General features: G+C 32.7%; 23 protein-coding genes. 5 read left to right on the forward strand and 18 right to left on the reverse strand.

All coding sequences use genetic code 11. The features are described from left to right. Positions 1 to 10: 10 nt before the first annotated feature. From I5168_RS09615 to I5168_RS09640, 6 genes are all read right to left on the reverse strand, one after another. Positions 11 to 526: a hypothetical protein gene (locus I5168_RS09615; RefSeq protein ID WP_431471622.1), complete on the reverse strand. Its 516-nt coding sequence runs from the start codon at positions 524 to 526 to the stop codon at positions 11 to 13. A 151-nt stretch (positions 527 to 677) separates the two neighbouring features. Further along, positions 678 to 1,310 carry a DMP19 family protein gene (locus I5168_RS09620; RefSeq protein ID WP_431471623.1) on the reverse strand — a complete coding sequence of 211 codons (633 nt, stop codon included), beginning with the start codon at positions 1,308 to 1,310 and terminating at the stop codon, positions 678 to 680. Positions 1,311 to 1,589: 279 nt separating this feature from the next. Beyond that, positions 1,590 to 2,060: a hypothetical protein gene (locus I5168_RS09625; protein ID WP_431471624.1), complete on the reverse strand. Its 471-nt coding sequence runs from the start codon at positions 2,058 to 2,060 to the stop codon at positions 1,590 to 1,592. A 1-nt stretch (position 2,061) separates the two neighbouring features. Then, positions 2,062 to 2,361, reverse strand: a complete 300-nt coding sequence (locus tag I5168_RS09630; RefSeq protein ID WP_431471625.1) for a hypothetical protein — start codon at positions 2,359 to 2,361, stop codon at positions 2,062 to 2,064. Between the two features lie 268 nt (positions 2,362 to 2,629). Further along, positions 2,630 to 3,133 carry a hypothetical protein gene (locus I5168_RS09635; protein WP_431471626.1) on the reverse strand — a complete coding sequence of 168 codons (504 nt, stop codon included), beginning with the start codon at positions 3,131 to 3,133 and terminating at the stop codon, positions 2,630 to 2,632. 259 nt (positions 3,134 to 3,392) lie between these two features. After that, a complete protein-coding gene (locus tag I5168_RS09640) occupies positions 3,393 to 3,779 on the reverse strand; it encodes a winged helix-turn-helix transcriptional regulator (protein ID WP_431471627.1) in 387 nt (128 codons plus the stop codon). Between the two features lie 106 nt (positions 3,780 to 3,885). Between I5168_RS09640 and I5168_RS09645 the strand changes: the two genes are divergently transcribed. Continuing rightward, entirely contained in the window at positions 3,886 to 4,467 is a 582-nt protein-coding gene (locus I5168_RS09645) for an NAD(P)H-dependent oxidoreductase (RefSeq protein ID WP_431471628.1), read from the forward strand. 10 nt (positions 4,468 to 4,477) lie between these two features. Then, positions 4,478 to 4,996, forward strand: a complete 519-nt coding sequence (locus I5168_RS09650; RefSeq protein WP_431471629.1) for a redoxin domain-containing protein — start codon at positions 4,478 to 4,480, stop codon at positions 4,994 to 4,996. A gap of 152 nt (positions 4,997 to 5,148) precedes the next feature. Here I5168_RS09650 and I5168_RS09655 read toward each other — a convergent pair whose 3' ends face one another. Continuing rightward, positions 5,149 to 5,868, reverse strand: coding sequence for a hypothetical protein (locus tag I5168_RS09655; RefSeq protein ID WP_431471630.1), 720 nt, complete (start codon positions 5,866 to 5,868; stop codon positions 5,149 to 5,151). Positions 5,869 to 6,108: 240 nt separating this feature from the next. Between I5168_RS09655 and I5168_RS09660 the strand changes: the two genes are divergently transcribed. Continuing rightward, the gene (locus I5168_RS09660; RefSeq protein ID WP_060522439.1) at positions 6,109 to 7,101 is read left to right on the forward strand and encodes an IS110 family transposase; all 993 of its coding nucleotides are present in this window, start codon (positions 6,109 to 6,111) and stop codon (positions 7,099 to 7,101) included. A gap of 154 nt (positions 7,102 to 7,255) precedes the next feature. Here I5168_RS09660 and I5168_RS09665 read toward each other — a convergent pair whose 3' ends face one another. The 9 genes from I5168_RS09665 to I5168_RS09705 form a co-directional block, all read right to left on the reverse strand. Continuing rightward, complete coding sequence (locus I5168_RS09665; protein ID WP_431471631.1) at positions 7,256 to 9,907, reverse strand: hypothetical protein; 2,652 nt, start codon at positions 9,905 to 9,907, stop codon at positions 7,256 to 7,258. A 175-nt stretch (positions 9,908 to 10,082) separates the two neighbouring features. Further along, the gene (locus I5168_RS09670) at positions 10,083 to 10,952 is read right to left on the reverse strand and encodes a cation diffusion facilitator family transporter (protein WP_431471632.1); all 870 of its coding nucleotides are present in this window, start codon (positions 10,950 to 10,952) and stop codon (positions 10,083 to 10,085) included. A 434-nt stretch (positions 10,953 to 11,386) separates the two neighbouring features. Beyond that, a complete protein-coding gene (locus tag I5168_RS09675; RefSeq protein ID WP_431471633.1) occupies positions 11,387 to 12,013 on the reverse strand; it encodes a hypothetical protein in 627 nt (208 codons plus the stop codon). A 245-nt stretch (positions 12,014 to 12,258) separates the two neighbouring features. Further along, positions 12,259 to 12,810: a DUF2199 domain-containing protein gene (locus tag I5168_RS09680; protein ID WP_431471634.1), complete on the reverse strand. Its 552-nt coding sequence runs from the start codon at positions 12,808 to 12,810 to the stop codon at positions 12,259 to 12,261. A 709-nt stretch (positions 12,811 to 13,519) separates the two neighbouring features. Then, positions 13,520 to 13,975, reverse strand: coding sequence for an RDD family protein (locus I5168_RS09685; RefSeq protein ID WP_431471635.1), 456 nt, complete (start codon positions 13,973 to 13,975; stop codon positions 13,520 to 13,522). 279 nt (positions 13,976 to 14,254) lie between these two features. Next, the gene (locus tag I5168_RS09690; protein ID WP_431471636.1) at positions 14,255 to 14,881 is read right to left on the reverse strand and encodes a hypothetical protein; all 627 of its coding nucleotides are present in this window, start codon (positions 14,879 to 14,881) and stop codon (positions 14,255 to 14,257) included. A 273-nt stretch (positions 14,882 to 15,154) separates the two neighbouring features. Then, positions 15,155 to 15,706, reverse strand: coding sequence for a hypothetical protein (locus tag I5168_RS09695; RefSeq protein WP_431471637.1), 552 nt, complete (start codon positions 15,704 to 15,706; stop codon positions 15,155 to 15,157). Between the two features lie 144 nt (positions 15,707 to 15,850). Next, the gene (locus tag I5168_RS09700; RefSeq protein WP_431471638.1) at positions 15,851 to 16,438 is read right to left on the reverse strand and encodes a hypothetical protein; all 588 of its coding nucleotides are present in this window, start codon (positions 16,436 to 16,438) and stop codon (positions 15,851 to 15,853) included. A 337-nt stretch (positions 16,439 to 16,775) separates the two neighbouring features. Further along, complete coding sequence (locus I5168_RS09705) at positions 16,776 to 19,910, reverse strand: carboxypeptidase regulatory-like domain-containing protein (protein WP_431471639.1); 3,135 nt, start codon at positions 19,908 to 19,910, stop codon at positions 16,776 to 16,778. Between the two features lie 503 nt (positions 19,911 to 20,413). Here I5168_RS09705 and I5168_RS09710 point away from each other — a divergent pair. Next, positions 20,414 to 21,373 carry an IS110 family transposase gene (locus I5168_RS09710; protein WP_431471640.1) on the forward strand — a complete coding sequence of 320 codons (960 nt, stop codon included), beginning with the start codon at positions 20,414 to 20,416 and terminating at the stop codon, positions 21,371 to 21,373. A 49-nt stretch (positions 21,374 to 21,422) separates the two neighbouring features. Here I5168_RS09710 and I5168_RS09715 read toward each other — a convergent pair whose 3' ends face one another. Further along, complete coding sequence (locus I5168_RS09715) at positions 21,423 to 21,767, reverse strand: hypothetical protein (protein ID WP_431471641.1); 345 nt, start codon at positions 21,765 to 21,767, stop codon at positions 21,423 to 21,425. A gap of 235 nt (positions 21,768 to 22,002) precedes the next feature. On the opposite strand from I5168_RS09715, the gene I5168_RS09720 reads away from it, so the two are divergent. Next, entirely contained in the window at positions 22,003 to 22,995 is a 993-nt protein-coding gene (locus tag I5168_RS09720; RefSeq protein WP_060522439.1) for an IS110 family transposase, read from the forward strand. 130 nt (positions 22,996 to 23,125) lie between these two features. Here the strand turns inward: I5168_RS09720 and I5168_RS09725 are convergent, their stop codons facing one another. Next, complete coding sequence (locus I5168_RS09725) at positions 23,126 to 23,980, reverse strand: hypothetical protein (protein ID WP_431471642.1); 855 nt, start codon at positions 23,978 to 23,980, stop codon at positions 23,126 to 23,128. Positions 23,981 to 24,051: the final 71 nt, after the last annotated feature.

Genomic DNA, 24,051 nt, shown 5'->3' on the forward strand with positions numbered 1-24,051 from the left:
TGTGGAATAGTTATTTTTCCAGTTCGTTTTCAAATTCTTTCAGAGTTATATTATTCCGCATTTTAGAATATTCTCCGAGTGCAATTCCTTTGTCTATGTCGACAGTCAAATAATCTGTCCAACAAGAGGAAAAATCATAATCGCATTGTTTTCCTAGTTCAGAATCTTTTTCTATTCGAGTTGGTGCAATTAAATAACATTTTTCAATTTCAAATTCCGCAATATAAGGTCTACATTGAGCTCCATCGTCTCCCCAAATCTTAATTCGTTTTCGTGATTCAGCACCTTTATATTTTTTTATGATTTCAACTGTCATAGAAAAAGGCATTTTTCTATCATAACCCATTATTTCTTCATCAAGAAAATCAGAGTATTCAATCACTTTGACGAGAGCAACGAATTCCATTCCGCTTGCCACTCCGCTAAAAGAGCAATCTCCTTCGCATTCACAGTCACAAGCAAATGAGTTGAATGAAATTAGCATTATTGTCAGAGGTAATCCTTTCTTTAGTAATAGGTTTTTCATAATTATTGCCTAACGTATTTGTGTATGATTTCGTTGCGTGGTTTGAGCACTGAAGTTAACAAATAAATCACAGATAGAAGTCTGCGAGGACTTTCGTAAGTAGGCTGTAATTAGCAATTAATTTTATACATTGTTAGCCACTGTGTTTTTATTATTCAGTTATAAATTCGTTTTTGTTTTCTCGAATGTATTTTATTCTTAATTCTCCAATTTTTTCGGAATCATAAAGGTTATAAAATTCAGTGTCCAAATCATTGAGCGGATTGTCTTTATAGGATTCACTAAAACTTTCCATCGTTCCATCGTCAAATTCCTCAAGTCGTTCCTTATTTTCCGAGTAAATTTTATTCGCCCGCTTTGTCAATTCCGAAAACTTTTCAGCTCCAATTGTCATAAATCCAATTTCAGCCATTTGAGCATATTGTCCGCTCGAATTAAAGTAGAATTGATTAAATCCACCATTATTGACTTCTCCTTCGATTATCCATGTCGAGAAGAAGGCTCGCTGTCCTATTGAAAGTTTTTTTACATTACTTAATTCATTTTCATAGTCATCTCCGATAATCTCGTAAATGTTGTCAAAAATTGCTTGTTCAATCTTATCATCAGGAATTGAGTCCAAAATTTCAGTTGTCATTTCCTTGTAGATTTTCCGATTATTGAATTCATCAATGCTGTTTTTGGACTGTTCAAGAAACTGTTCAAATTCAGCATCTTCTTTTGTTTTTTCAGGTTCATTTTTCCCTTTACAACCAAAAAAGTTAAGTATAGAAGTTAAAAGCATTATGGTTAATATTTTTTTGCTCATTGATTGGCTTACATTGTGCCCAACACGCACAGGTTATGGCGAGTTCAGGCAGAATGATATGCTTTCTAAAGTGTACGGTAGCTGTTGGTTTGGTTAGTTATTCGTTTTCTCAAAGATACTTCAATAAATACTAATAAAGTAGGAGTGAGGACTGAGAAAATGAGCCTATTTAATTGTAAAATCAGGATTATGTTATGATCCGAATTATGCTAGAAACTAATCGAAAAAACACTTGGTTCTTAGCTTAGTTCATTGTTACCTGCTGGCTTTTTTTACTTTTATTCCAACAGTATGTCTGTCAATCGGTTCAAAAAAGTCAACAACATATCTATCATCTACTCGAAATAATTTTTCTCCGTTTTGTTCGACTTTTAATTCGTTCAGATTTTCTTTTAAAATCAACGTATCGTTCGGGTTGTTAAGTGAAAAATTTAAATCATTTCCAATCCATAATGCTTGTCCGCTTTTTAATTCACACGTTATGATTTTGTTTTCAGAATCAGTTTTAGATTCAGTTCCGATTTCGTAAGCTTTTTTAATTTCACATATTTCAAAATCCAAGTCAAATTCCACAATTCTTGGATTAGTCACAAACACATCTCCATTTGGCCCACATTCATATGTCACGAAAATTGGGTTTTCTGTTGTATTGAAAATATAAAAATCCGTTTCGTAAGAGCAACTCGTTAAAGTCAGTAATAATATAAGTCCGATTATTTTTTTCATTTCAAGCAAAAAAATATTTGTAAGTAAAAACTGAAATTAATAATGATGCTATCAAATTTATATAACTCCAAATATTTCGGTTTGTAGCTCGAATTATTAAAAGAAGGATAAAAATTAATGCAAAAATTAGGCTCAAAATTCCCAATCCTAATATCAATAGTCCTATAACTCCTTTTCCAATACCAGATTGTCCATCTCCCATTGGGTCAACTTGGATACTTTCATATTCTGGAATCAAAAATGCAATGCATAAAATCAGAATTGAAAGAATAACTGATGTAATTATATTGAAAGTTTTCATTGTTTGATTCAGCTTGCAGGCAACACGCACAGGTTATGGCGAGTTCACGCAGAATGCCCAGCATTCTAGAGTTTACGGTAATAGTAGGTTAGGTTAGAATTTTGTTTTCTCAAATATACTTAAATCAATACGAATAAAGTAGGAGTGAGGACTGAGAAAACAAGCATATTGAATAGTGATATCAAGATTGTGTTAGGATCCGAATTATGCTAGAAACTAATCAAAAAAACGCTTGGTTTTAGCTTAGTTCATTGTTGTACGCTGGCTTTTATTCAATTGTTCCATTAAATGTTTTGGATTCACTATAAACTGTTATTCCAAAAAGATTCCATTTTAAAATTCCGTTAGCTATAAATTCAGCCTTTCCATTCGGGTTCAAGTTATTTGTGTCAATCGAATTAAATTCCCAATTGTAACCACTCACGAGTCCAGTCAAAAAGCTGTTACTTTCTATTGGGATATATTGGTTTTGTTCAATCGAATACTTTACAAGCATATTTATGTCGAAAGTCCAATTGTCTTCCAGTTTTACTTTTTTTATTGCTGAGTTGCTTTTTCTGTTATAATCTTCAGTTATTGAAATTCGGTTTGAATTTTTCTCAGAATTAGAAGCCGAAATTATTTGAACAATTCCAATTACCATTATGAAAATAGAGACAACTTTAAATTGTGGTTTAAATATTTTCTTTCCTTTTGCGATAAATCCAACAATCAGATAAAGAAAGTAAATAAGAATTATTCCGTTTATTATTGACCAAATTAAATATATCATAGTCTTCGTTTTTCAGCTTGTTTACAACACGCACAGGTTATGGCGAGTTCACGCAGAATGCTAAACCTTCTAAAGTGAACGGTAGCTGTTGTTTTGGTTAGTTATTCGTTTTCTCAAAGATATTGAATTCCATACTAATAAAGTAGGAGTGAAGACTAAGAAAATGAGCCTATTGAATAGTGAAATCAGGATTGTGTTATGCCCTGTAATTCAAAAGTTCAATGAAATAAAAAAGTGTTATAATAAGTTGTATTTTATCTCAATTCTCTGTTATGGCCTGACTTTTTTCATTCTCTATAATTCTACATTGTTCAAAGTCCATTTCGGGATACGACTCATTTGCCCAATCGCTTAACATTCTTAAAACAGGTAAAAGTCCAACCGCTTTTTCAGTCAATGAATATTCAACTCTTGGCGGAATTTCAGCAAAAGACTGTCTTAAAAGCAATCCATCATTTTCCAATTCTTTCAATTGGTTCGTAAGTACCTTTTTTGAAATTGTTGGAATTAGTGTATTGAGCATTCCAAATCGCATAGATCCATTTGATAATAAATATATAATAATCGGTTTCCATTTATTACCAATTATGTTCATCGTATGAACAAGGGAACAAGCATTTGGATTGTCTATAAATTTTCTAGCCATTAGTTACTTTTTGGTTACCACATATTTATTCAAATGCAGGCACAATAGTTTCTAAATTAAACCATTATTAGTTTCTTTGTGAAACAAATGTAATTAAAAATTTAAAATGAAAAATATTTTTATAATCAACGGACATCAAAAATATCCATTTTCTGAAGGTAAATTAAACGCTGCTTTAATTGAAAAAGCGGAAAGCTACTTTAAGAGCAATGGTTACAATATCAAAAAGACCACAATGGCAGATGATTATGATGTCAATGAAGAAATTGAAAAATTCAAATGGGCAGATGTAGTCTTTTTTCAAACACCATTGAACTGGATGAGCGTAAGTTGGTCGTTTAAAAAATACATTGATGAAGTATTTTCCATGGGTATGATGGGCGAAATGTCTGATGGTGATGGTAGAAGTAAAGAAGCGCCAAAGAAGAATTACGGACTAGGAGGAAAGCTAAAGGGAAAGTATATGATGTCAGTAACAGCAAATGCACCAAAAGAAGCTTTTAATAATCCAAATGAAACATTTTTTAATGGAATAAGTGAAGATGAACTTTTAAAACCAATGCATCTTAATTTCAAATGGTTTGGTCTTGAAGCATTACCCACATTTATGGCATATGATGTAATGAAAAATCCAGAAATAGAGAATGATTTTAATCGTTTTGAAAATCATTTGAAGGCAAACTTTTAACGTATTTAATATGAGTAGACCAACACCAAAAAGTAAAGCCCCAGAATTACGGTTTTCATTATTAGATGGAAATCAATGGAATTTGGCAGATCAAAATCCAGAAAACTTTACGTTACTAGTATTCTATCGAGGATTGCATTGTCCTTTATGTAAAAAGTATTTGCAACAATTACTAGAGTTGTTACCCCAATTTGAGCAACGAGGCGTTAACGTCGTAGCTGTAAGTATGGATACCGAAAAGAGAGCTCTTCTTTCTCAACAAAAATGGGAATTATCTAATCTTACTTTGGGCTATGGTTTACCTGAAAAATCAGCAAGGAATTGGGCTTTGTATTTAAGTGCATCTGTAAAAGATGGTGAACCAAGTCAGTTTAGTGAACCAGGGCTATTTTTAATTGATAGTAAAAATGAAGTTTATTATTCAGCAATAAACAGTAATCCTTGGGGAAGACCTTATTTGCCTTCTTTTGTAAAAGCGGTTGATTATATTGTTCAGTCAGGCTATCCTGCGAGAGGTGAAATGCTTTAGTTCAGCTTATAGGTAATGTTAGATATAACCGTTAGATACGGGATAAATTAGCAAGTATTTTCGGATAAAGTACAGACGTCAGTAATTACCGAGTGGATTCGGACTAAGTTGGAATCCACCGTAATTGCTGTTATACATTGTTGTATGCTGGCTTATATTTTTAAATTATATATTGTTTTATTCATCTTTTCGGTAATACCAAATGATTCTTTGACTTCTTCTAAATATAAATTTATTATTGATATAAAATAATCAATTACGTTATTTGAAAAGGTCAATTCAAAAATATTTGCTTTAATGTCTTTTAATTTTCCCTCAATAAGGTTTTGTTGCTTTAAAAAAGAAAAGATAGCTTCAAATTTATTAGGCTCTAGCCTTTCAGTAGTTTTATTATTATTAATCCATTCAATAAGGCTAAGTTTATTTCCATGAGTTAATATATTACGGTAATTGAACAATTGATTCATGCCGATAAGAGTATCTTTTTTAATTATACGCTTTAGTTCATCGTTTGTGATTTTTGTAAATAATTTAAGTTGTTTATTCCATTCAGATGATTCTATTTCAAGAATTAATTCGTCTGACAACCTTTCCAATAAATAGTCTCCCATAGTATCATCCCATATAGGCATACCGTCTGAATCAATATCAAATTCAGTTTTGGATTCTGATAAATGAAACTTAACCCAACTAATCATAAGTTCCTTGTTAAAAGATTCAATTAGTGAAGTTAAGCTAAGAATTATAGATGAGTTTATTCCAATTAAATTATCATTATTTATATCTAAATCTCTCTGTTTAATAATCCACAAGATTGTTTTAGGAATAAATTCAAATGGTCTATTGTAACTTTCTTTAATTATTATTTCCATTTTTAGAATTAATGAGGTGAGTCACGCTTGCATACAACGGTCTTCTTTACTTTGACCTTATTAATTTTAACAAGAGAAGAGAGGAGAACTTTAACGGTCTTTAGGCATTACCTATTATACGTAATAGTCCTCTCAGTCTCTTGTAGGATGCTTAGTTGAACTACTTGGAATACCTAGCTTAAAAAGCTCATTAAAGGAAATAGTTGCCAAGCATCAATAATCATTAATATTTATAAAAGTATGAAAAATGTAAGAGAAGTAGTAGGTATCGATGTGTCAAAAAATACATTAGATGCAACTCTTTATCACGTTAAGCAACATGCGGTATTTACAAATGATGATAAGGGTTATGCTCAATTATTATCATGGGTTTCTGATCAATTAGAAGTTAGTAGTTACTTTTTCATTTTTGAAAATACGGGTAATTACTCACTAAAGCTTTCTGTATTTCTAAGCTCAAAGGACTTGGTTTATGTAGAAGAAAGTCCCATGCGTATAAAACGTAGTACCGGTCTTACTAGAGAGAAGACAGATAAGTTAGACTCTTATATGATTGCCAGATATGGTTGGATGTATAGAGAAGAACTGGAGCCTAGTAAGATAAAGCCAAAGGAATTTCAGGAACTAGGAAGGCTTTTGTCATTGAGAGATCAATTAGTAAGAGATCGCAGTGGATTGAAGTCGACTTTAAAAGAGCAAAAGCACTTGTTATCAAGTCCGTCAACAGATAGTTGCTGTAAACTGCTAGAGCGCAGTATCAAGCATATAGACAAACAGGTCCAACATATAGAGCGACGTATGAAGGAGCTGCTTGAAACAGATGATAGTTTACAAACAAATTATAATTTGTTAAGATCGGTAAAAGGAGTAGGATTGATACTAAGTTGCCAACTGCTGTATCATACCAGTAATTTTATGAAATTCAACAACTGGCGTAGCTTTTCGAGTTATTGTGGAATAGCGCCATTTGAATACAGTTCGGGCAGCTCTATCCGGCGCAGGAAACAGAGTCATTATATAGGGGATAGGAAGATGAAGACTTTATTAAGTATGGCGGCCGTTTCAGCAATTCAATCAGACCAAGAGTTAAGAAATTATTACCATCGTAAACTCGAAGAAGGGAAGCATAAAATGATAGCATTAAACAACGTGAGAAACAAGATTTTAGCACGCAGTTTTGCTGTTATCAAAAGAGGTACACCATTCGTTAATATAGCTGCAACAAATTATTGATTAAAAGCTTGTTTTTTACCTTGGAATACGTGTATGATTTCGTTGCGTGTTTCAGCAACTAATTTAGTAAAAAAACAAAGGCGATAATTCAGCGCGAGGATTTTCCGATAGGAAAATCAGAAGCAATGAATTATACACGTTGTTATATGCTGGCCTATTTATTAGTTTGAAAATAATCAAAATATATTTTACCTAAATATTCATTGTAATCTTTAGATAATTCTTCTTTTAACCGCTCTTTTAAATGACTTGATTTAGCCAATTTTTTTAGAATAAATTTTGATTGATTCTCGAGTAGCCAATTTATATTGAATTCTTTGTGCAATCTAAAACGATCTAAATCCAATATAAAATCATAGTAAGAATCAAACTCTCTAATTCTTTTAATGGTAGGATAATTTAAAATTGATTTATCGTCTAATTTATATATTACGGTAACTAATTTATTAAGTGGATCTCTAAATTTATAAGCAATACCTGTGTGTGGACTGATATTTCTAAATAAAACAGCAGGTTTTCCGTTTACAACATTTTCGAAGGATTCGATATATTTTTTAATAAATTCGTTTGAGTTTATAACGGAATCACTAATAATTCCATGATAAAATAACTCTGCACTAAATGTTGTTCTTAATTCGTTTTCTAATCTTTGGGATAATAAGGTTTTATATTCCAAAGAGAGTGTATTTTGTATAGCTTTTAAAATTCCATACTCAGGATTCTTTAAGGCAATATCAAAAATAGATAACAGTAGGTTTTCATCTGAGTGTTTGAAGTTATAATTTTTTTGATTTAAAGTGTAAATTAAATTGGTGATTAGGAATCCTTTTGTAAGCTTTTTTTCAATAAGAGTAGTCGTTAATTTTATAATATCTTTTGTATCAAACAAACTTGATTTTCTCAATAGCGGATGCGCTAAAATTGAAAGTTCGTGAATAGACAAATCCAATTCTTGAATGAAGTATATAACTTTTTTCAAAATACTCTTATCAAACTCAAATTTTAAATAGGCAAGAAGAATACATAGATTCTGAAATATTTTTTCAGTATTTCTTCTTAGTTCTACATTTTTAGTTCTATTATCTTTATAAACTATTTCAGATTTTAAAAAATCTATGTTACTACTAGAGAAAAAATTTAATAAACACCTATTAAAATAGTCTGTGTCTGATTGGTAGGGAAAATCGTTTACTTTATTTCTTTGGAAATATTTTAATAAGTTATCTGGTTCACAAAAATGTATTATTCTTTCTAAAATAAAATCGTTAAAACCATCATAATGACTTGAGAAATTATCAGTCATCGAATATGAGACAATTAAGCTTTCTATCACTTTTTCAGTAATTGTATCATGTATTTTGTATGTTGTTAAATAGTTGCCTTCTATGAAGTTAATATATTCTCCAAATTTATAATATAGTTTCCATGTTAAACTTGAGGTGTCATTAACACTTTTTCTTTGTTTATATTCTTTAATTTTTGAATAAATCTCATCTATAGAATTTGAATAATCACTGGATAATTTGCCATTATTGATTACTTTAAGAATGGATTTGTACTCCGAGGAAACATTTAGTTTGTCAATTTCTATTTCAATATCTGGAATGTTTTCTTCAAAATTTTTCCAAGCTAAATCACGAAGGTTATAAAGCGAAACAAAATAAATAACAGGTTCTTTATTTTCTTTTGCTAAGGCAGATATATCTTCAAGTAAAATTTTTGCGTTTTCAAACTGACCTATTTTTATTAATGATATGGAATGTTGAAGTGATAACCACAAATTGGTTGAATCTGCCTTAATATTTTTTAGCTGTTCTGAAACAAAAGCGAAATTAAGACTATTGTATGAACAGCAACTACAATCACAAACCTCATCCTTTTTAATTTGAATATCAATTTTTTCAGTAGATACTCCTTTTTTTACTTGAATTATTAAATTGTTGTTTAAAAGTTCAATTATACGTTGAACTTTATATTTACCATCTTCGACATTTTCAATAATCTTTTTGTCCTTAATTTTTACTTCTTTGTTAATTTCTAAAGATGAAAAAAAATGCCAGATGTCTTCATGTGTAGTATGCAACTTAAAACCATTGTAGTAAGTTCTAGTATTAATTTTTTTTGAAAAAGAAATTTTGTCAACTAATCTCCATGAAGTTATTCTTCTAAAGCCATTGAATGTATTTAGGCATATATATAATTGATCAACAATGTTTTTGCCTTTAATGCTTTTAAACAACTCCACATTTGTGGTTTCAAATACCGGTTTTACTGGTTTTTTTTGTTTTTCCTCAACTTCTCGTATTAGCTTTTGCCTAGAATATTCTTCAGTTGCTAAAATTCCCTCTTTTATTTTTCTGCTGATTTCAATATCACTTAAATTCTTATATGAATCAAATGTTCTTTTAATTGTCAAGTTGAAGATGAAGTAATCCTTATTTGTATTCTTATCTGTCCTTAATCTAAATTCTTTCTTTATTTGACTAGCCGTAAAGAAGTAATGAACTTTATCTCCTGTCTGATTGTTTGTATGAAGAATTGCGAAAAAGTTGGTTCTTAATGTGTCAATATCTTCAACATATTCCTTAGCTATTTTAACTTCATTACCATTTTCAAAAAACTTTGCTTGGACTATTCCTTGTTCCTTGAAATTTCTAAACTCCTGAATAGTATTGAAGGGAATTTCTACTATAAAATCTGCTCCATCGATGTCAACACTTCTACGAAGAACCAGAAAGTTTTCACTTAAAATTGCATTAGTTCGTGATTCTCCTATATTTCCATTAAAGTTTTGTTTATCTAGCATTTACAAAGTGATGTATAAGTAGGTTTTGGCTTGCATATAACGGTTAGTATATGAAAAGTAGGCGATTACGCAGCACAAAACTTTCAGTTAAGATTAAAGCTTGATACGGGCCAAAATCCTTGATTTTACTGCTATATCGCCTATTTTTTTATATACATTGTTGTGTGCTGCCTTTTTATTCATTCGGTTCAATATGAATTAGAACGTGTCCTAAATTCGGGATTTCTTTTCTCAAATGGTCTTTCAATTGATGTGAAATATCGTGTCCTTTTTTAACGGAAATTTCTCCATCAACTATTGCGTGTAAATCAACTTGGTATTTCATTCCTGCTTTTCGAATAAAACATTTTTCTGTTCCAACAACACCTCTTACTTTTAGAGATTCTTCTCGAATTTCTTCCAATAGGTCGTCATACAAATGTTCATCCATTATTTCTCCTAAAGCTGGTCTGAAAATTAAATAGCTATTATAAAGAATAAAAGCTGAAGCTAACAGAGCCGCCCAATCATCAGCCGTTTCGTATCCTTTTCCGAAAATTATAGCGATTGAAATTCCTATGAATGCCATAATAGAAGTTAATGCATCACTTCTATGGTGCCAAGCATCTGCTTTAAGTGAAGAACTATTGGTCTCTTTGCTTTTTTTAATTACTATCCTGAATGACACTTCTTTCCATAAGATAATTGTACCAAGTACAATCAAAGTCCAAGATTTTGGAACTTTATGAGGTGTCTGAATATTTTGAATGCTTTCGTAGGCAATGATGGTTGCTGATGTTACAAGAAAAGCGACTACCAAGAATGTTATTAACGGTTCAATTTTTCCGTGTCCGTAGGGATGGTTTTCGTCTGCTGGTCGTTTTGCGTATTTTAAACCAAATAGCACAAGTAGAGAAGAGAAAATATCGGTTGTTGATTCTATTGCATCAGCAATGAGTGCATATGAATTACCAAAGAATCCTGCAAACCCTTTAATCAAAGCTAAACTGATGTTTCCAATTATGCTAAAATATGTTGTTCGTATTGCAGTTTGTTCGTTAGTCATTCGTTTTTTTAGGTTGCACACAACACGCACAGGTTATGGCGAGTTCACGCAGAATGCGCAGCATTCTAGAGTGTTCGGTAGCCTTTCTTGCATCCGACGAGTGCGCTTTTCTAAAAGCGGCATGAGTGGAATGCACAAATTTGCTATAACCGAAGTTGTGGACGGTACCAGTTACGCTGGTTAGTGTTTAGTTGTTTAGGTTATAAATATAGTTAGATAAAAGCAAATTACAGCGACTTGTCTCCGACGAGCAAACGTAGTTTGCGAGAGGAAGACACGCGTGGTTCTAACCTATAAGTTCAGGAGAGAATTGAGCGCTAGGGAAATGGCCTGAACGGCCGTAGGTATCGTCCAGAAACGGCCGCGTATATGTGGCGTGACGAGCTTTTACTCGACATGAACACATATACATTGTTACCTGCTAGCTTCTTTTTTTATTTCATTCCAAAATTATTTAACATTTCTATTCCAATTGGATTGTAGAATTCTTTTTTTGCTTTTGGATATTCAAAGTAAATATTCTTGAAGGTTAAATCTCCGCTTATTGGTATTTCAGATAATTCAATTCCCCAAATTATTTCTTTATCATCTTTTTCACCGAGGAATTCCAATCTTGCTGGCTTAGTTTCTCCATAATACCCATATCTCAAGTTCGATTTTATGATATTTAAATTCTTAGCTAATTCATGCTTCCCTTTTTTTATGAGATTTGCATATTCAATTAATGCTAATCTTTCTTTTTCCTTATCCTCTTGAGTTAACTTTCTTTGTTCTCTTATTACTTCTCCTTCAACAAATAATTTAAGTTTTGCATCTTTATTCTCAGACTTAAAAATTGTACTGTCGACTTGAACATTTATTGTATCTATTTTTTCTTTAAAATTTTCTGGGTAAATATACGTATATCCATATGCAGCATGTCTTGCACCTTGAAATTCGATTGTCGAATCTAATTGAAATTCACTATTCCAATTTTGATAAACGACTTCTTTTTGTTCCGATTCTTTTTCATTGCAACCGAATAGAAGTGTGATAAAAATTAGGAAATTGATTTGCTTCATTTCGGTTTTCTTTTTTCAGCTTGCAGGTAACACGCACAGCTTATGGCGAGTATATACAGAACGCTTCGCCTTCTAAAGTGTACTGTAGCTGTTTGTTTGGTTAGTTATTTGTTTTCTCAAATATATTGAATTCCATACTAATAAAATAGGAGTGAAGATTGAGAAAATGAGCCTATTGAATAGTGAAATCAGGATTGTGTTAGGATTCGAATTATGCTAGAAACTAGTCAAAAAAACGATTGGTTTTAGATTAGTTCATTGTTACCCAATCTCTTCGTCATTTCATTTATTCTTTTTTCCGCTTCTGTTTTTGTAATTCCATCGTAGTAATCTTTAACGAGTTGATGGTCAAAATCCTGATAAGGGAAAATTTCAGGTCTACTATTTCCTGTTTTAGTTACTACATCACAGGGAATTGACATAGTGTCTCCATATTCAGGAATATTGCTACATAGCCAACCAAAATATCCAGTTTCGTGATTTTCATTGTCAAAATTAGCCTTATAATCTGAATAGCTTTTCTCGCTTAACGAAACCCAAAGTCCATAATCCAAGTTTTCACATGTGTCATTCACTTTTTGAGTCAGTGTTACCCTTATAAATCGGTCAATTTGGTCTTTATAATGAATTTCGCAAAAGTCAGGATCCAATTTCCCAAGTTCAGACTTTTCTTGGTCAGAAAGGAAATCATAATTAGCTGGTGATTTAAAGGCTAAAGCTGGCCAATCTGAATGGACTTGTCCACATTCAGAGCATTTAAATTCAGTTGGCTTATTTTTGTTCTTTCTCCAAAACATTAATTAGTCCGTTTTATAATAATTAAACACGAAACAATAGTCACAATCAGAATTCCTATTGTTCCGAAAATTATGAAATTTAACCATATTCCAACATTGTGAATTCCTGACGCAAATTTGTTCAACAATGGTTCAGCTGAAAAGAAAAGAACAACTGTTAAAATGACATAAGTCAAGAAATGAAATCCTATAATTTTACGTTTTTTCACAATTTTCTCAAATGTTGGGTAACACGCACAGGTTATGGTGAGTTCACGAATAATGCGTAGTATTCTAGAGTGTACGGTAGCCATTCTTGCATCCGACGAGTGCGCTTTCGCGAAAGCGGCATGAGAGGAATGCACAAATTTGCTATAACCGAAGTTGTGGACGGTACCAGTAACGCTGGTTAGTGTTTAAATGTTTAGGTTATAAATATAGTTAGATAAAAGCAAATTACAGCGACTTGTCTCCGACGAGCAAACGCAGTTTGCGAGAGGAAGACACGCGTGGATCTAATTTATAAGTTCAGGAGAGAATTGAGCGCTAGCGAAATGGCCTGAACGACCGTAGGTATCGTCCAGTAACGTTAGCGTATAAATTTCAGTTGCGGAAAATCGTACCGATTTTCCGATTGAAACTGAAAGATAGAAAATTGCAATGAATTCCGATTAGGAATTCAGCTGCAATGAGCTATACACGTTGTTACCATACGTTTTTATTCAGTTTTTTATTCAGTCAGATTTTCATTCCGCACGACAATTGTGTTTCCCCAAATGTCTCCCAATCTTTGATTTTTATCTGTGTTTTTTATCGTTACTATTCCAATTAGTCCAAAAAAGAACATATCTATTGGGTCAAGCAAATGTCTTTTAAAAGATTCGCCAAAAGTCAATTTTCGGTTAGTTCCGTTTTTTGGAATTGCTTTCAGTCCTGCGAGTGAATTTCCGAGTGTTGCTCCCAGTCCGATTTCAAGTCCAACAGTCATAATTCCCCAAAAGATAATTGGCACAAGTGCTGGCAATCCATTTACAGAATATTCACCTTCTGCATTTGGTTCTCCAAACGCGTAGATATAAATGAAAAAGAAGACATAAGTTATTAGATAATCTATGAATCCAGCTAAAATTCTTTTTCCAATATTCGGTTCAGTTTTTAATTCAGTGAATTCGTTAAATTCGCTCATAGTCAGTTTTGGTTAAATGTATGGTAACACGCACAGCTTATGGCGAGTTCACGCAGAAAGCGTTGTATTCTAAAGTGTACGGTAGCTGTAGGTTTGGTTAGTACTTAGTTTTCTCAAATATATTGAATTCCATACTAATAAAGTAGGAGTGAAGACTGAGAAAATGAGCCTATTTAATTGTAAAATCAGGATTACCTTACGATCCAAATTATGCTAAAAATTAATCGAAAAAACACTTATTTTTTACCTCAGTTCTTTGTTACCTACTGGCTTCTTTTTTTATTTCATTCCAAAATTATTTAACATTTCTATTCCAATTGGATTGTAGAATTCTTTTTTTGCTTTTGGATATTCAAAGTATATATTCTTAAAGGTTAAATCTCCGCTTATTGGTATTTCAGATAATTCAATTCCCCAAATTATTTCTTTATCATCTTTTTCACCGAGGAATTCCAATCTTGCTGGCTTGGTTTCTCCAGAATACCCATATCTCAAGTTCGATTTTATGATATTTAAATTCTTAGCTAATTCATGCTTCCCTTTTTTTATGAGATTTGCATATTCAATTAATGCTAATCTTTCTTTTTCTTTATCCTCTTGAGTTAACTTTCTTTGTTCTCTTATTACTTCTCCTTCAATAAATAATTTAAGTTTTGCATCTTTATTCTCAGACTTAAAAATTGTACTGTCGACTTGAACATTTCTTGTATCTATTTTTTCTTTAAAATTTTCTGGGTAAATATATGTATATCCATATGCAGCATGTCTTGCACCTTGAAATTCGATTGTCGAATCTAATTGAAATTCACTATTCCATTTTTGATAAACGACTTCTTTTTGTTCCGATTCTTTTTCATTGCAACCAAATAGAAGTGTGATAAAAATTAGGAAATTGATTTGCTTCATTTCGGGTTTCTTTTTTTCTGCTAGCAGGTAAAATGTACAGGTAATGGCAAGTTCACGCAGAATGCTTCGCCATCTAAAGTGTACGATAGCCTTTGGTTTGGTTAGTACTTAGTTTTCTCAAATATACCTAAATAGAAGAAAATATAGCAGGAGTGAGGACTGAGAAAACTATTCGTTTCTAAAGTAAAATCAGGATTACCTTACGATCCAAATTATGCTAGAAACTAATCTAAAAAGCACTTGGTTTTTAGCTTAGTTCATTGTTGCCCATAGTTATTTTTTCGATTGCATTTCACGAATCGCTTTTTTCCGCTCTCGCTTTATTTTTCGCAATTCTTTTTTTGATTTATAATTCAGCATTGGTGTCCAATCAATTCGGTCATTACTTGCTAACCACTCGTTATACTTTTCTTGGAATTCAGCCATTCCTTGAGCTACAATTGCAGGAAGATAATACTCGACTAAATTCGGATTGTTCTCGCAAAAGGTCAAAATACAATTTTGCATTCCAGTTAGCGTAAAATATGGCATTCCCTCAATTCGGTCGGCTACTATTATCGCAAGTTCTCCTTTTTTTAAAATTCGGTCGTGACATTCAGATTTTATTTCAGTCAGAGTTTGGTCGGTGAAAAATTCCGCAAGAGTTGGTAAAATCCGCCAGCCATATTTAATCAGTTTTTCGGTTTGTTCGGCTTTAATTATTTCTTTTGAGTTCTCAATTTTTGAAATTCCATCGAGCAGATTTTCAATTTCAGATTTTGATTGTGAAAAACCAAAACTTGATATTAAAATTCCAATTGTTAATGTCAGATGGATTTTTTTCATAATTATGGGCAACGGTTTTGTGTATGGCTCGTTGCGGAAAATCAGCTATGATTTTCCGCCGTGACTGAAAGATAGCAAATTGCAATGAATTCCGATTAGGGATTCAGCCGCAATGGGCTATACACGTTGTTACCACACGTTTTTTTATTTTATAATTTTTAATTCAGTTAGTAATTGTTCATTCGAAAATCCAGAACAACTGTCGTCTTGAAATCTTATTTTTTCAGTTCCGTTTTCAAGATTATAACTCACTCCGAAATTACAAGAATTGTCAGCATCTTGCATTAAAGTCAGTTTGCGTTCAAACAGAGCTATTCTGTCAATTATTGATTCGGTTATTTTTATTTTTCCGCGTTTTATTATTTTTCCGTTTTTGTAATATTTAAATTTTAAAAATTCATTTTTAGGCTTTAAAATCAGTTTGTCAGATTCAAAAGTCTGATGTCCCCAAGATGAAATTAAAACCCAACTGTCATTGTTTTTAATTGATTCTTTAATTAAAGATTTCTTATCGTAATCTTTGTATTTATTTACACAGATTTTTATTTCAGTCAGTTCTTTTGCGTTTGTGAAAGTAGTGTCGATTTGCTGTCCAAAAATATTTGTGTACTCGATTCTTAAAAAGTCTGAGTTATTTACGATAATCATTTTTTCATTTCCCCAGTATTTTTCAGTTTGTTCAAATTTTTGGTTAGTCAGAATTTTTGGTTTTGCTCTGTCTAGTTTAAACATAGTAAAACCATTTTCTTCACTACAATCATTGGAAAACAATTCAATTTTGTTTTGGGCAAACGAAAAGAATGTGTTTAAAACTAAAATTATCGATATGAAATGCGTTTTTCTCAAATGTGTGGTAACGGTCTAGTATATGGCTCGTAGCGTGCAAAAAGGTACGGACTTTTCGGTTAAACACTGAGCCGAATTTTTAAATTTTCTCTTTATATTTTTTTCGCAAAGATTCAAATTTAAAAATTTGGCAGTCATCGCAAAATACACCCAAGCCTTTATTCGCGCATTTTCCCAGCTATGGGCTATATACATTGTTGCAAGTAGTAGTTCTTCTAATCTTTTAAAAATTATATTTCACACCTAATTGTGCTCTCCAACGAGAATTGAATAAATCTGTAACATAAGGGTCTGTTCCTTCTGGGATATTGAACTGGAATTGCGGTTGATTATTTTCTATACCTCTAAAATCTAAAAGACTAAAACTGGAATTGACTACGTTAGGCACAAATACCAATCGTCCCCAGTCCTTATTGATAAAATTAAATACATTAAGCATATCTACAGATAAAGATATTTTATCACCATTCTTTAATGCTAGTCCATATTCTAATTTCATATCCAATTCGTGGTTCCAAGGTGTTCTTGCTCCATTACGCTCTGCAACTTGTCCTCTTCGTTCTCTTAGATAAGGGTCTCTTTCGATAAAAGCATTTAATCGTTGCCATTGTTCGGTGGCACTTACAGTTACATTGCCAGAAGCATCGACTATATCAATTAAATTAATTTCAGAGGCATCTCTTGGCACATAAATAATATCGTTTCTTGAAGAACCATCACGATTTAAGTCGCCTCTATATACATATGAAAAAGGACTTCCTGCCCTGCCGTTGTATAGAAAAGAGATAAATCCTGTGCTATTTTTTCCTATGTTAAAATTATAGGAATGGCTACTTACAAATTTATGTCTTAGGTCAAAATTTGAAAAAGATAACGAAGGGTCATTGGCAATTAAGGCTTGATTCCATTCAAAATTTGCTGCTGGCGAACTGCGTACGGTACTGGATATATCTTTACTCATCCCATAGGTGTAACCAAAATATCCGCGGTAACCACCTGCCTGTTTGCTAAGACCAAAAGTTATGTTGTATCTAAACCCTTTGTCCGTATTGGTAAGTAAAAATACATTTGTAAAATTCGGGTTAATCTTTATATCATCTCCTGTTTCTAAAAAATAGGGACGATTATCAGCTCCACTAAAATTACCAACGTTGTTTTGTCTATTAATGGATTGAAAAAGCAACCCATTTACCACTTCTGTATAAGTACCTTCTATATCTATTGTCCATCGATTTGGCAATTTGGCTTTAAATGCAATATTTGTTTTCCAATCTCTTGGAAGACTAAAGTCAGGATCTAAAAGATTTATTTCAGCCAGATTAGGTTGTAGGCTTCTTAAATCTTCCAAGTTTTCGGTTAATGCTATGGCTTCGTCTGGCCTTAAATCAATATTAAAATATTCTGTACCTGAAATATATTCCGCGTATGCAAACCATAAATAAGGTATTCTACCTGAAAAAAGTCCTGTACCACCTCTTATGGTAAACTTTCCATCTTCATCGATTTTATAGTTGAAACCAAATCTTGGATTAAGCTGTGGTGCTTTTGATATGGTGTTGTCAAATCTTGAAAATTCTGGTGTATTGTTTACTTCTTCGCTCACAGGCAATCGTTGTGTTAAATATTGACCATCTAACCGAATACCTGCAGTTATTTCCAGTTTTTCATTAATACGGAAGTTATCCTGAAAAAAGGCAGCAGCTTCTAATACGCCAATAGTGGCTGAAGGACGATTGCTTACAAAATCAAAACTATTATCATTTATGTTGTAAACTCCTCGTATTCGTGCTGGTCTGTCATTTAGAAAGTCGTCAACTGAGCGATATTCCCAGCGACCGTTCCACGCAGAGAGAAACCCATAATCTACATCGTGCAATTGACCAAAAACTCCAGTTGTAAAATGGTGTTGACCAGAATCGAAAGTATATGTATCCGCAATTTGTAGCGTAGAGAAATCGGTGTTGTACACAGAGGCCTCGCGATAGGTTCCTGCAAAAATACGAGCAGCAGATGATGTAGCAATTTGAATATGAGGGAATACACGTCCTTCAAAATCACGATTTTCTTGTACTGTATTATATCCAACAGAAAGTTTATTTGTGCTTCCGGACTTGAAATTTGATTTTAATTCTACAGCAAGACTATTGGCAACACTGTTATGTCTATATCCTTGATTTCCAAAATTGAAGAACGTACTGTTCCATTCCAGATTATCAGTAAAACTATTGACGTAATTATTACGAAGCGTTATTTTATGTACGTCGGACAGGTTGTAATCTAATCTTGTAAATAATTTTGTACTTGCGGTTTGTAGGTCTGCATTTTGAAAAGCGCCAGGGTCATAATTATACTCATTTATTAATCTATCTCGTATTGCTGTCACATCTTCTAAAGAAATATCAGATGTGCTGCTACCAGGGGCATTTAGAACAGGAAAGTTGGACAATGCCTGTTCAAAATTAACATAGTAAAACAACTTATCTTTTACTATTGCACCTCCAATACCACCACCAAATTGTACGTCAAAAAATGATTCTACATTCTGTTCAGCACCACCAGCAAATCTACCTATCAAATTTTGATTGTTTCCGAAGCCATAAACTTCGGCTTTAGTTGTGTTAGTTCCATTTTTGGTCACTAAGTTGATACTCGCTCCGTTGAAATTACCAATACTTACATCGAACGGTGATAGTTTCACGCTAACTTGTTTAACGGCCCCAAGTCCAATAGGTTGACTTCGGGATAAACTTCCTGGTGTTCCGTTTGCAGAGGAACCCGACGCACCGCTTGCAGGTTCTTGAAAGCCTATGATATCGTTATTGGCTATTCCGTCAATATTTAAGTTGTTAAATCGGTTACTTGCTCCGCCAAAAGAGTTTAGATTGTTTTCGGGAAGATTTTTTGTCAAATCCTGAATACTTCTATTAATGGTAGGTGTTGCCTTGATAGTTTTACGGTTCAATAAAGTTTCATTTCCACTTTTCTTAGGCGTGGACTCTGCAGTTATAACAACTTCTTGTAATGATGTATTCTCTTCCAGTAAAACAAAATCCCTTATGGTAGTGGTACCCAAATTAATGGTAATATTAACTTCCTCTATGGTTTTGTAGCCCAAAAATGAAATACTAATTTTATATGAATTTCCTGGTGGGATGTTGTTAAGTCTATAAAAACCATTTTCTTGCGATATGGCACCATAATTAAAACTGGTTTCTGTGTCTGTCAGAACGATATTGGCAAAAGATATGGGGTTATTTTGGCTATCTTTTAATTTACCTTGAAGGCTTCCTGTGGTTTCTTGGGATAATGCTATTGCGCTTAATAATAGTAAAAATAGAGTAGTTAGGTTGTATTTCATTTATTGTAAAAAAATATCAAGGTTTTAAATTCGTTATTTAAGTTTTTGCTTTTGGTACTACATATAAATACGAAAAGTCGAGAAGTGAGGTTTTAAATTACAACCTTTGGGTAGAATCTTTATTATTTTTCAGTTTTATTGTTCAGAGGAATGTTTCTTGAGCTATTACTTGCAACGGTCTTGGCTATGGTTTCGTTGCGGAATTGTTCGGCAGAACTATTCCGCCGTAAACCAAAGTTAGCAAATACGCAGGAATTTCCTTTCGGAAATTCCGCCGCAATGAACTATAGCCGTCCTAAGTTTGTTATTAATAAATTTAGATATTAACTAAAAAGAACAAAAGAGCAGAGTAAGGTTACTATAGCCGTAGGAACTACAGATTCCGTCAACAATGCAAATCCCTGCTCTTTTTCTACTCCAAATACGATTAGTTCGCTAGGTCAATTAAGAACCTGTTTTAGGATGTTGTATAAGAAGTAGGTAGTTCTTTAAAATTAAAACTTATGACTAAAAGTACAATGATTTTTGGGATTGATATCAGTAAAGATACCTTTGATGTTTATAATGTGCAAACAGGTTATTCACAGTATCGTAATACGGTTAAAGGTATTACATCTTTCGCGAAAGCGTTGCCAGAAACAGCTATTTGCGTCATGGAGGCTACAGGTTGTTATCATCATCGTTTAGCGATGGGCTTATTTGATCAAGGTATAGCTGTGAGTGTGGTTAATCCATTAGTGATTAAACGTTATACCCAGATGAAATTAAGACGCATTAAAACCGATAAGAGTGATGCATTTATGATCTATAGTTATGGCACTGAACAAGAGCTAGAATTATGGAGACCTGATGCGGGTTATGTGGTAAAAGGAAGAGAGATTTTATCACTACTACAGATGTACTTAAAGCAATCAACGAGTTTGAAAAATAAATTACACGCATTGAATAGTGTTCATGATAAGCGTAGTAAGGTTATTGTTTCTATAACTCGCCAGTTACGTAACTTAAAAAAGGAGTGCAAGCTTCTAGAAGCCGAATTACTAGCTTTAATAAAAGATAACGAGGCATCGTTATTTTCAAGATTAAAAACAATACCAGGGATAGGCGACAAGACAGCTATTCTGTTAATGTTGAGTACAAATTGCTTTAAAGATTTTGCGAGCTATAAACAAGTATCTTCCTTTTTAGGATTAGCCCCAAATGAGCGTAGTTCAGGAAGCTCAGTGAGAGGTAAAACACGAATAAGTAAAACAGGAGATGGTCTAGTGAGAAACCACTTGTTCATGTGCAGTTTCACGGCTTGTATTCACAACATTCCATGCAAAGAATTGTTTGACCGCATCGTAGCCAAAGGCAAGAGTAAAAAATTAGCCTTAATAGCAGTATGTAACAAACTGATCAAACAGGCTTTTGCCATTGCAAAATCAGGATTATGTTATGATCCTAATTATGCTAGAAACTAATCAAAAAAACACTTGGTTTTTAGCTTAGTTCATTGTTGTACTGCGTTTTTTAGTCCGATATACTATCAAGCCATATTTCGAGAATTTCGCTGTATTTTCCATTTGTATAAATTAATTTATTTCCATCAATAATTGCTTTATTTCCGAAAGCTGGAATTGAATCAGAATACTCAAAAATGATTGTATCATTTACTATTTTCATTTTTCCGCTGTGCAATTTACTATTTGGAAAACTTTTGTATTCAAATTCGAAAGTGCTGTCTCGAAATACTCTCAAGTGATTAAATCCGATTGGAGCTTCTCTTTCCGCCATTAGAATTCCGTCTTTGATTAAATCCCTTTTACAAGACAAAATCATCACGATGATACATAATAAAATCAGCAGTTTATTCATTGCCTATTTCGGTTTTCATAAATGCAGTACAACGGTTTCCTTTACTTTGACCTTATTAATTTTAACAAGAGAAGAGAGGAGAACTTTAACGGTCTTTAGGCATTACCTATTATACGTAATAGTCCTCTCAGTCTCTTGTAGGATGCTTAGTTGAACTACTTGGAATACCTAGCTTAAAAAGCTCATTAAAGGAAATAGTTGCCAAGCATCAATAATCATTAATATTTATAAAAGTATGAAAAATGTAAGAGAAGTAGTAGGTATCGATGTGTCAAAAAATACATTAGATGCAACTCTTTATCACGTTAAGCAACATGCGGTATTTACAAATGATGATAAGGGTTATGCTCAATTATTATCATGGGTTTCTGATCAATTAGAAGTTAGTAGTTACTTTTTCATTTTTGAAAATACGGGTAATTACTCACTAAAGCTTTCTGTATTTCTAAGCTCAAAGGACTTGGTTTATGTAGAAGAAAGTCCCATGCGTATAAAACGTAGTACCGGTCTTACTAGAGAGAAGACAGATAAGTTAGACTCTTATATGATTGCCAGATATGGTTGGATGTATAGAGAAGAACTGGAGCCTAGTAAGATAAAGCCAAAGGAATTTCAGGAACTAGGAAGGCTTTTGTCATTGAGAGATCAATTAGTAAGAGATCGCAGTGGATTGAAGTCGACTTTAAAAGAGCAAAAGCACTTGTTATCAAGTCCGTCAACAGATAGTTGCTGTAAACTGCTAGAGCGCAGTATCAAGCATATAGACAAACAGGTCCAACATATAGAGCGACGTATGAAGGAGCTGCTTGAAACAGATGATAGTTTACAAACAAATTATAATTTGTTAAGATCGGTAAAAGGAGTAGGATTGATACTAAGTTGCCAACTGCTGTATCATACCAGTAATTTTATGAAATTCAACAACTGGCGTAGCTTTTCGAGTTATTGTGGAATAGCGCCATTTGAATACAGTTCGGGCAGCTCTATCCGGCGCAGGAAACAGAGTCATTATATAGGGGATAGGAAGATGAAGACTTTATTAAGTATGGCGGCCGTTTCAGCAATTCAATCAGACCAAGAGTTAAGAAATTATTACCATCGTAAACTCGAAGAAGGGAAGCATAAAATGATAGCATTAAACAACGTGAGAAACAAGATTTTAGCACGCAGTTTTGCTGTTATCAAAAGAGGTACACCATTCGTTAATATAGCTGCAACAAATTATTGATTAAAAGCTTGTTTTTTACCTTGGAATACGTATATGATACGTTGCGAGGTTTAAGCACTAAATTTAGTAAATAAAAACCGAATAGAAAATCCGCGAGGATTTTCGTAAGTAGGCTCTCACTAGCAATGGATTATATACGTTGTTGTAGCCAGTATTTTTTCCTTAAACTACTTAATTTCATTTTGTTCTTGCACTTATTATTTTCAAAGTCAGAATAGAATTCATCTTGAAATAATTTCAGATTATCCCAATTCGAAAAACTCTGATAGTCTTTATTTGAATAATAATCTTTATTAACTTTTAATTGTCCAATTTTTTCAAATTCCGTTTCCGATTTTTTGAAATGTTGAGAATAATACCAACTAATCTGTTCCTTTGGTTTAAACTCTTTGTTTATTTGCTGTTCAAGTCTAAATAATAATTTTGCATTCTCAAAATCCTTTTCAGTTGGTTTTTCCGACTGTTTAATGTCAGTTACAGCAATTAAATTCAGTCCGAATTCCGTTTCTTTTTCCGATTCCAGCACGAAAACTCCACAATAATCTCCATCATTTAATTTAAAAACTAAACAATCTCCTTTTTCGAAAATTGCATTTCGTGATTTTTTTACTTTCCGTTTTCGAGATGTCTTTTTTTCGTTTGATATTTTCTTTAAAAAGCTATCCAAAACTTTCTGTCTTTTAGTCAAGTCAGATTTTGAAGCGTCAAGTTCTTTCCACAATTCTATATCTTTTCCAGACTCGACAATATCTTTAACCCGATTAAGAACTTTTGGGTCAAGTGATTTACATTCCCATTGAGATTTTGCGATAGTTATCCAAAAATTATTTTGGTCTTCGTGAGAATCAATAAGTTCTTTATTTTCTTGAATTAACTTTTCGGTAATCGCAGAAACTTCCATTCCTTGATTATATAATTCAAAGAATTCATAATTAATATCTTCGTAAATATCGTTTGAAGAAATTCCTGTTCCCCAAGTTCCCATAGGCGTTTCTTATATTGGCTACAACTAGTTTATATAAGCAATATACCAAAAATTAGCACTATACCACCCAA

This window comes from Nonlabens sp. SCSIO 43208 (assembly GCF_050703575.1).
Classification (GTDB): domain Bacteria; phylum Bacteroidota; class Bacteroidia; order Flavobacteriales; family Flavobacteriaceae; genus Nonlabens; species Nonlabens tegetincola.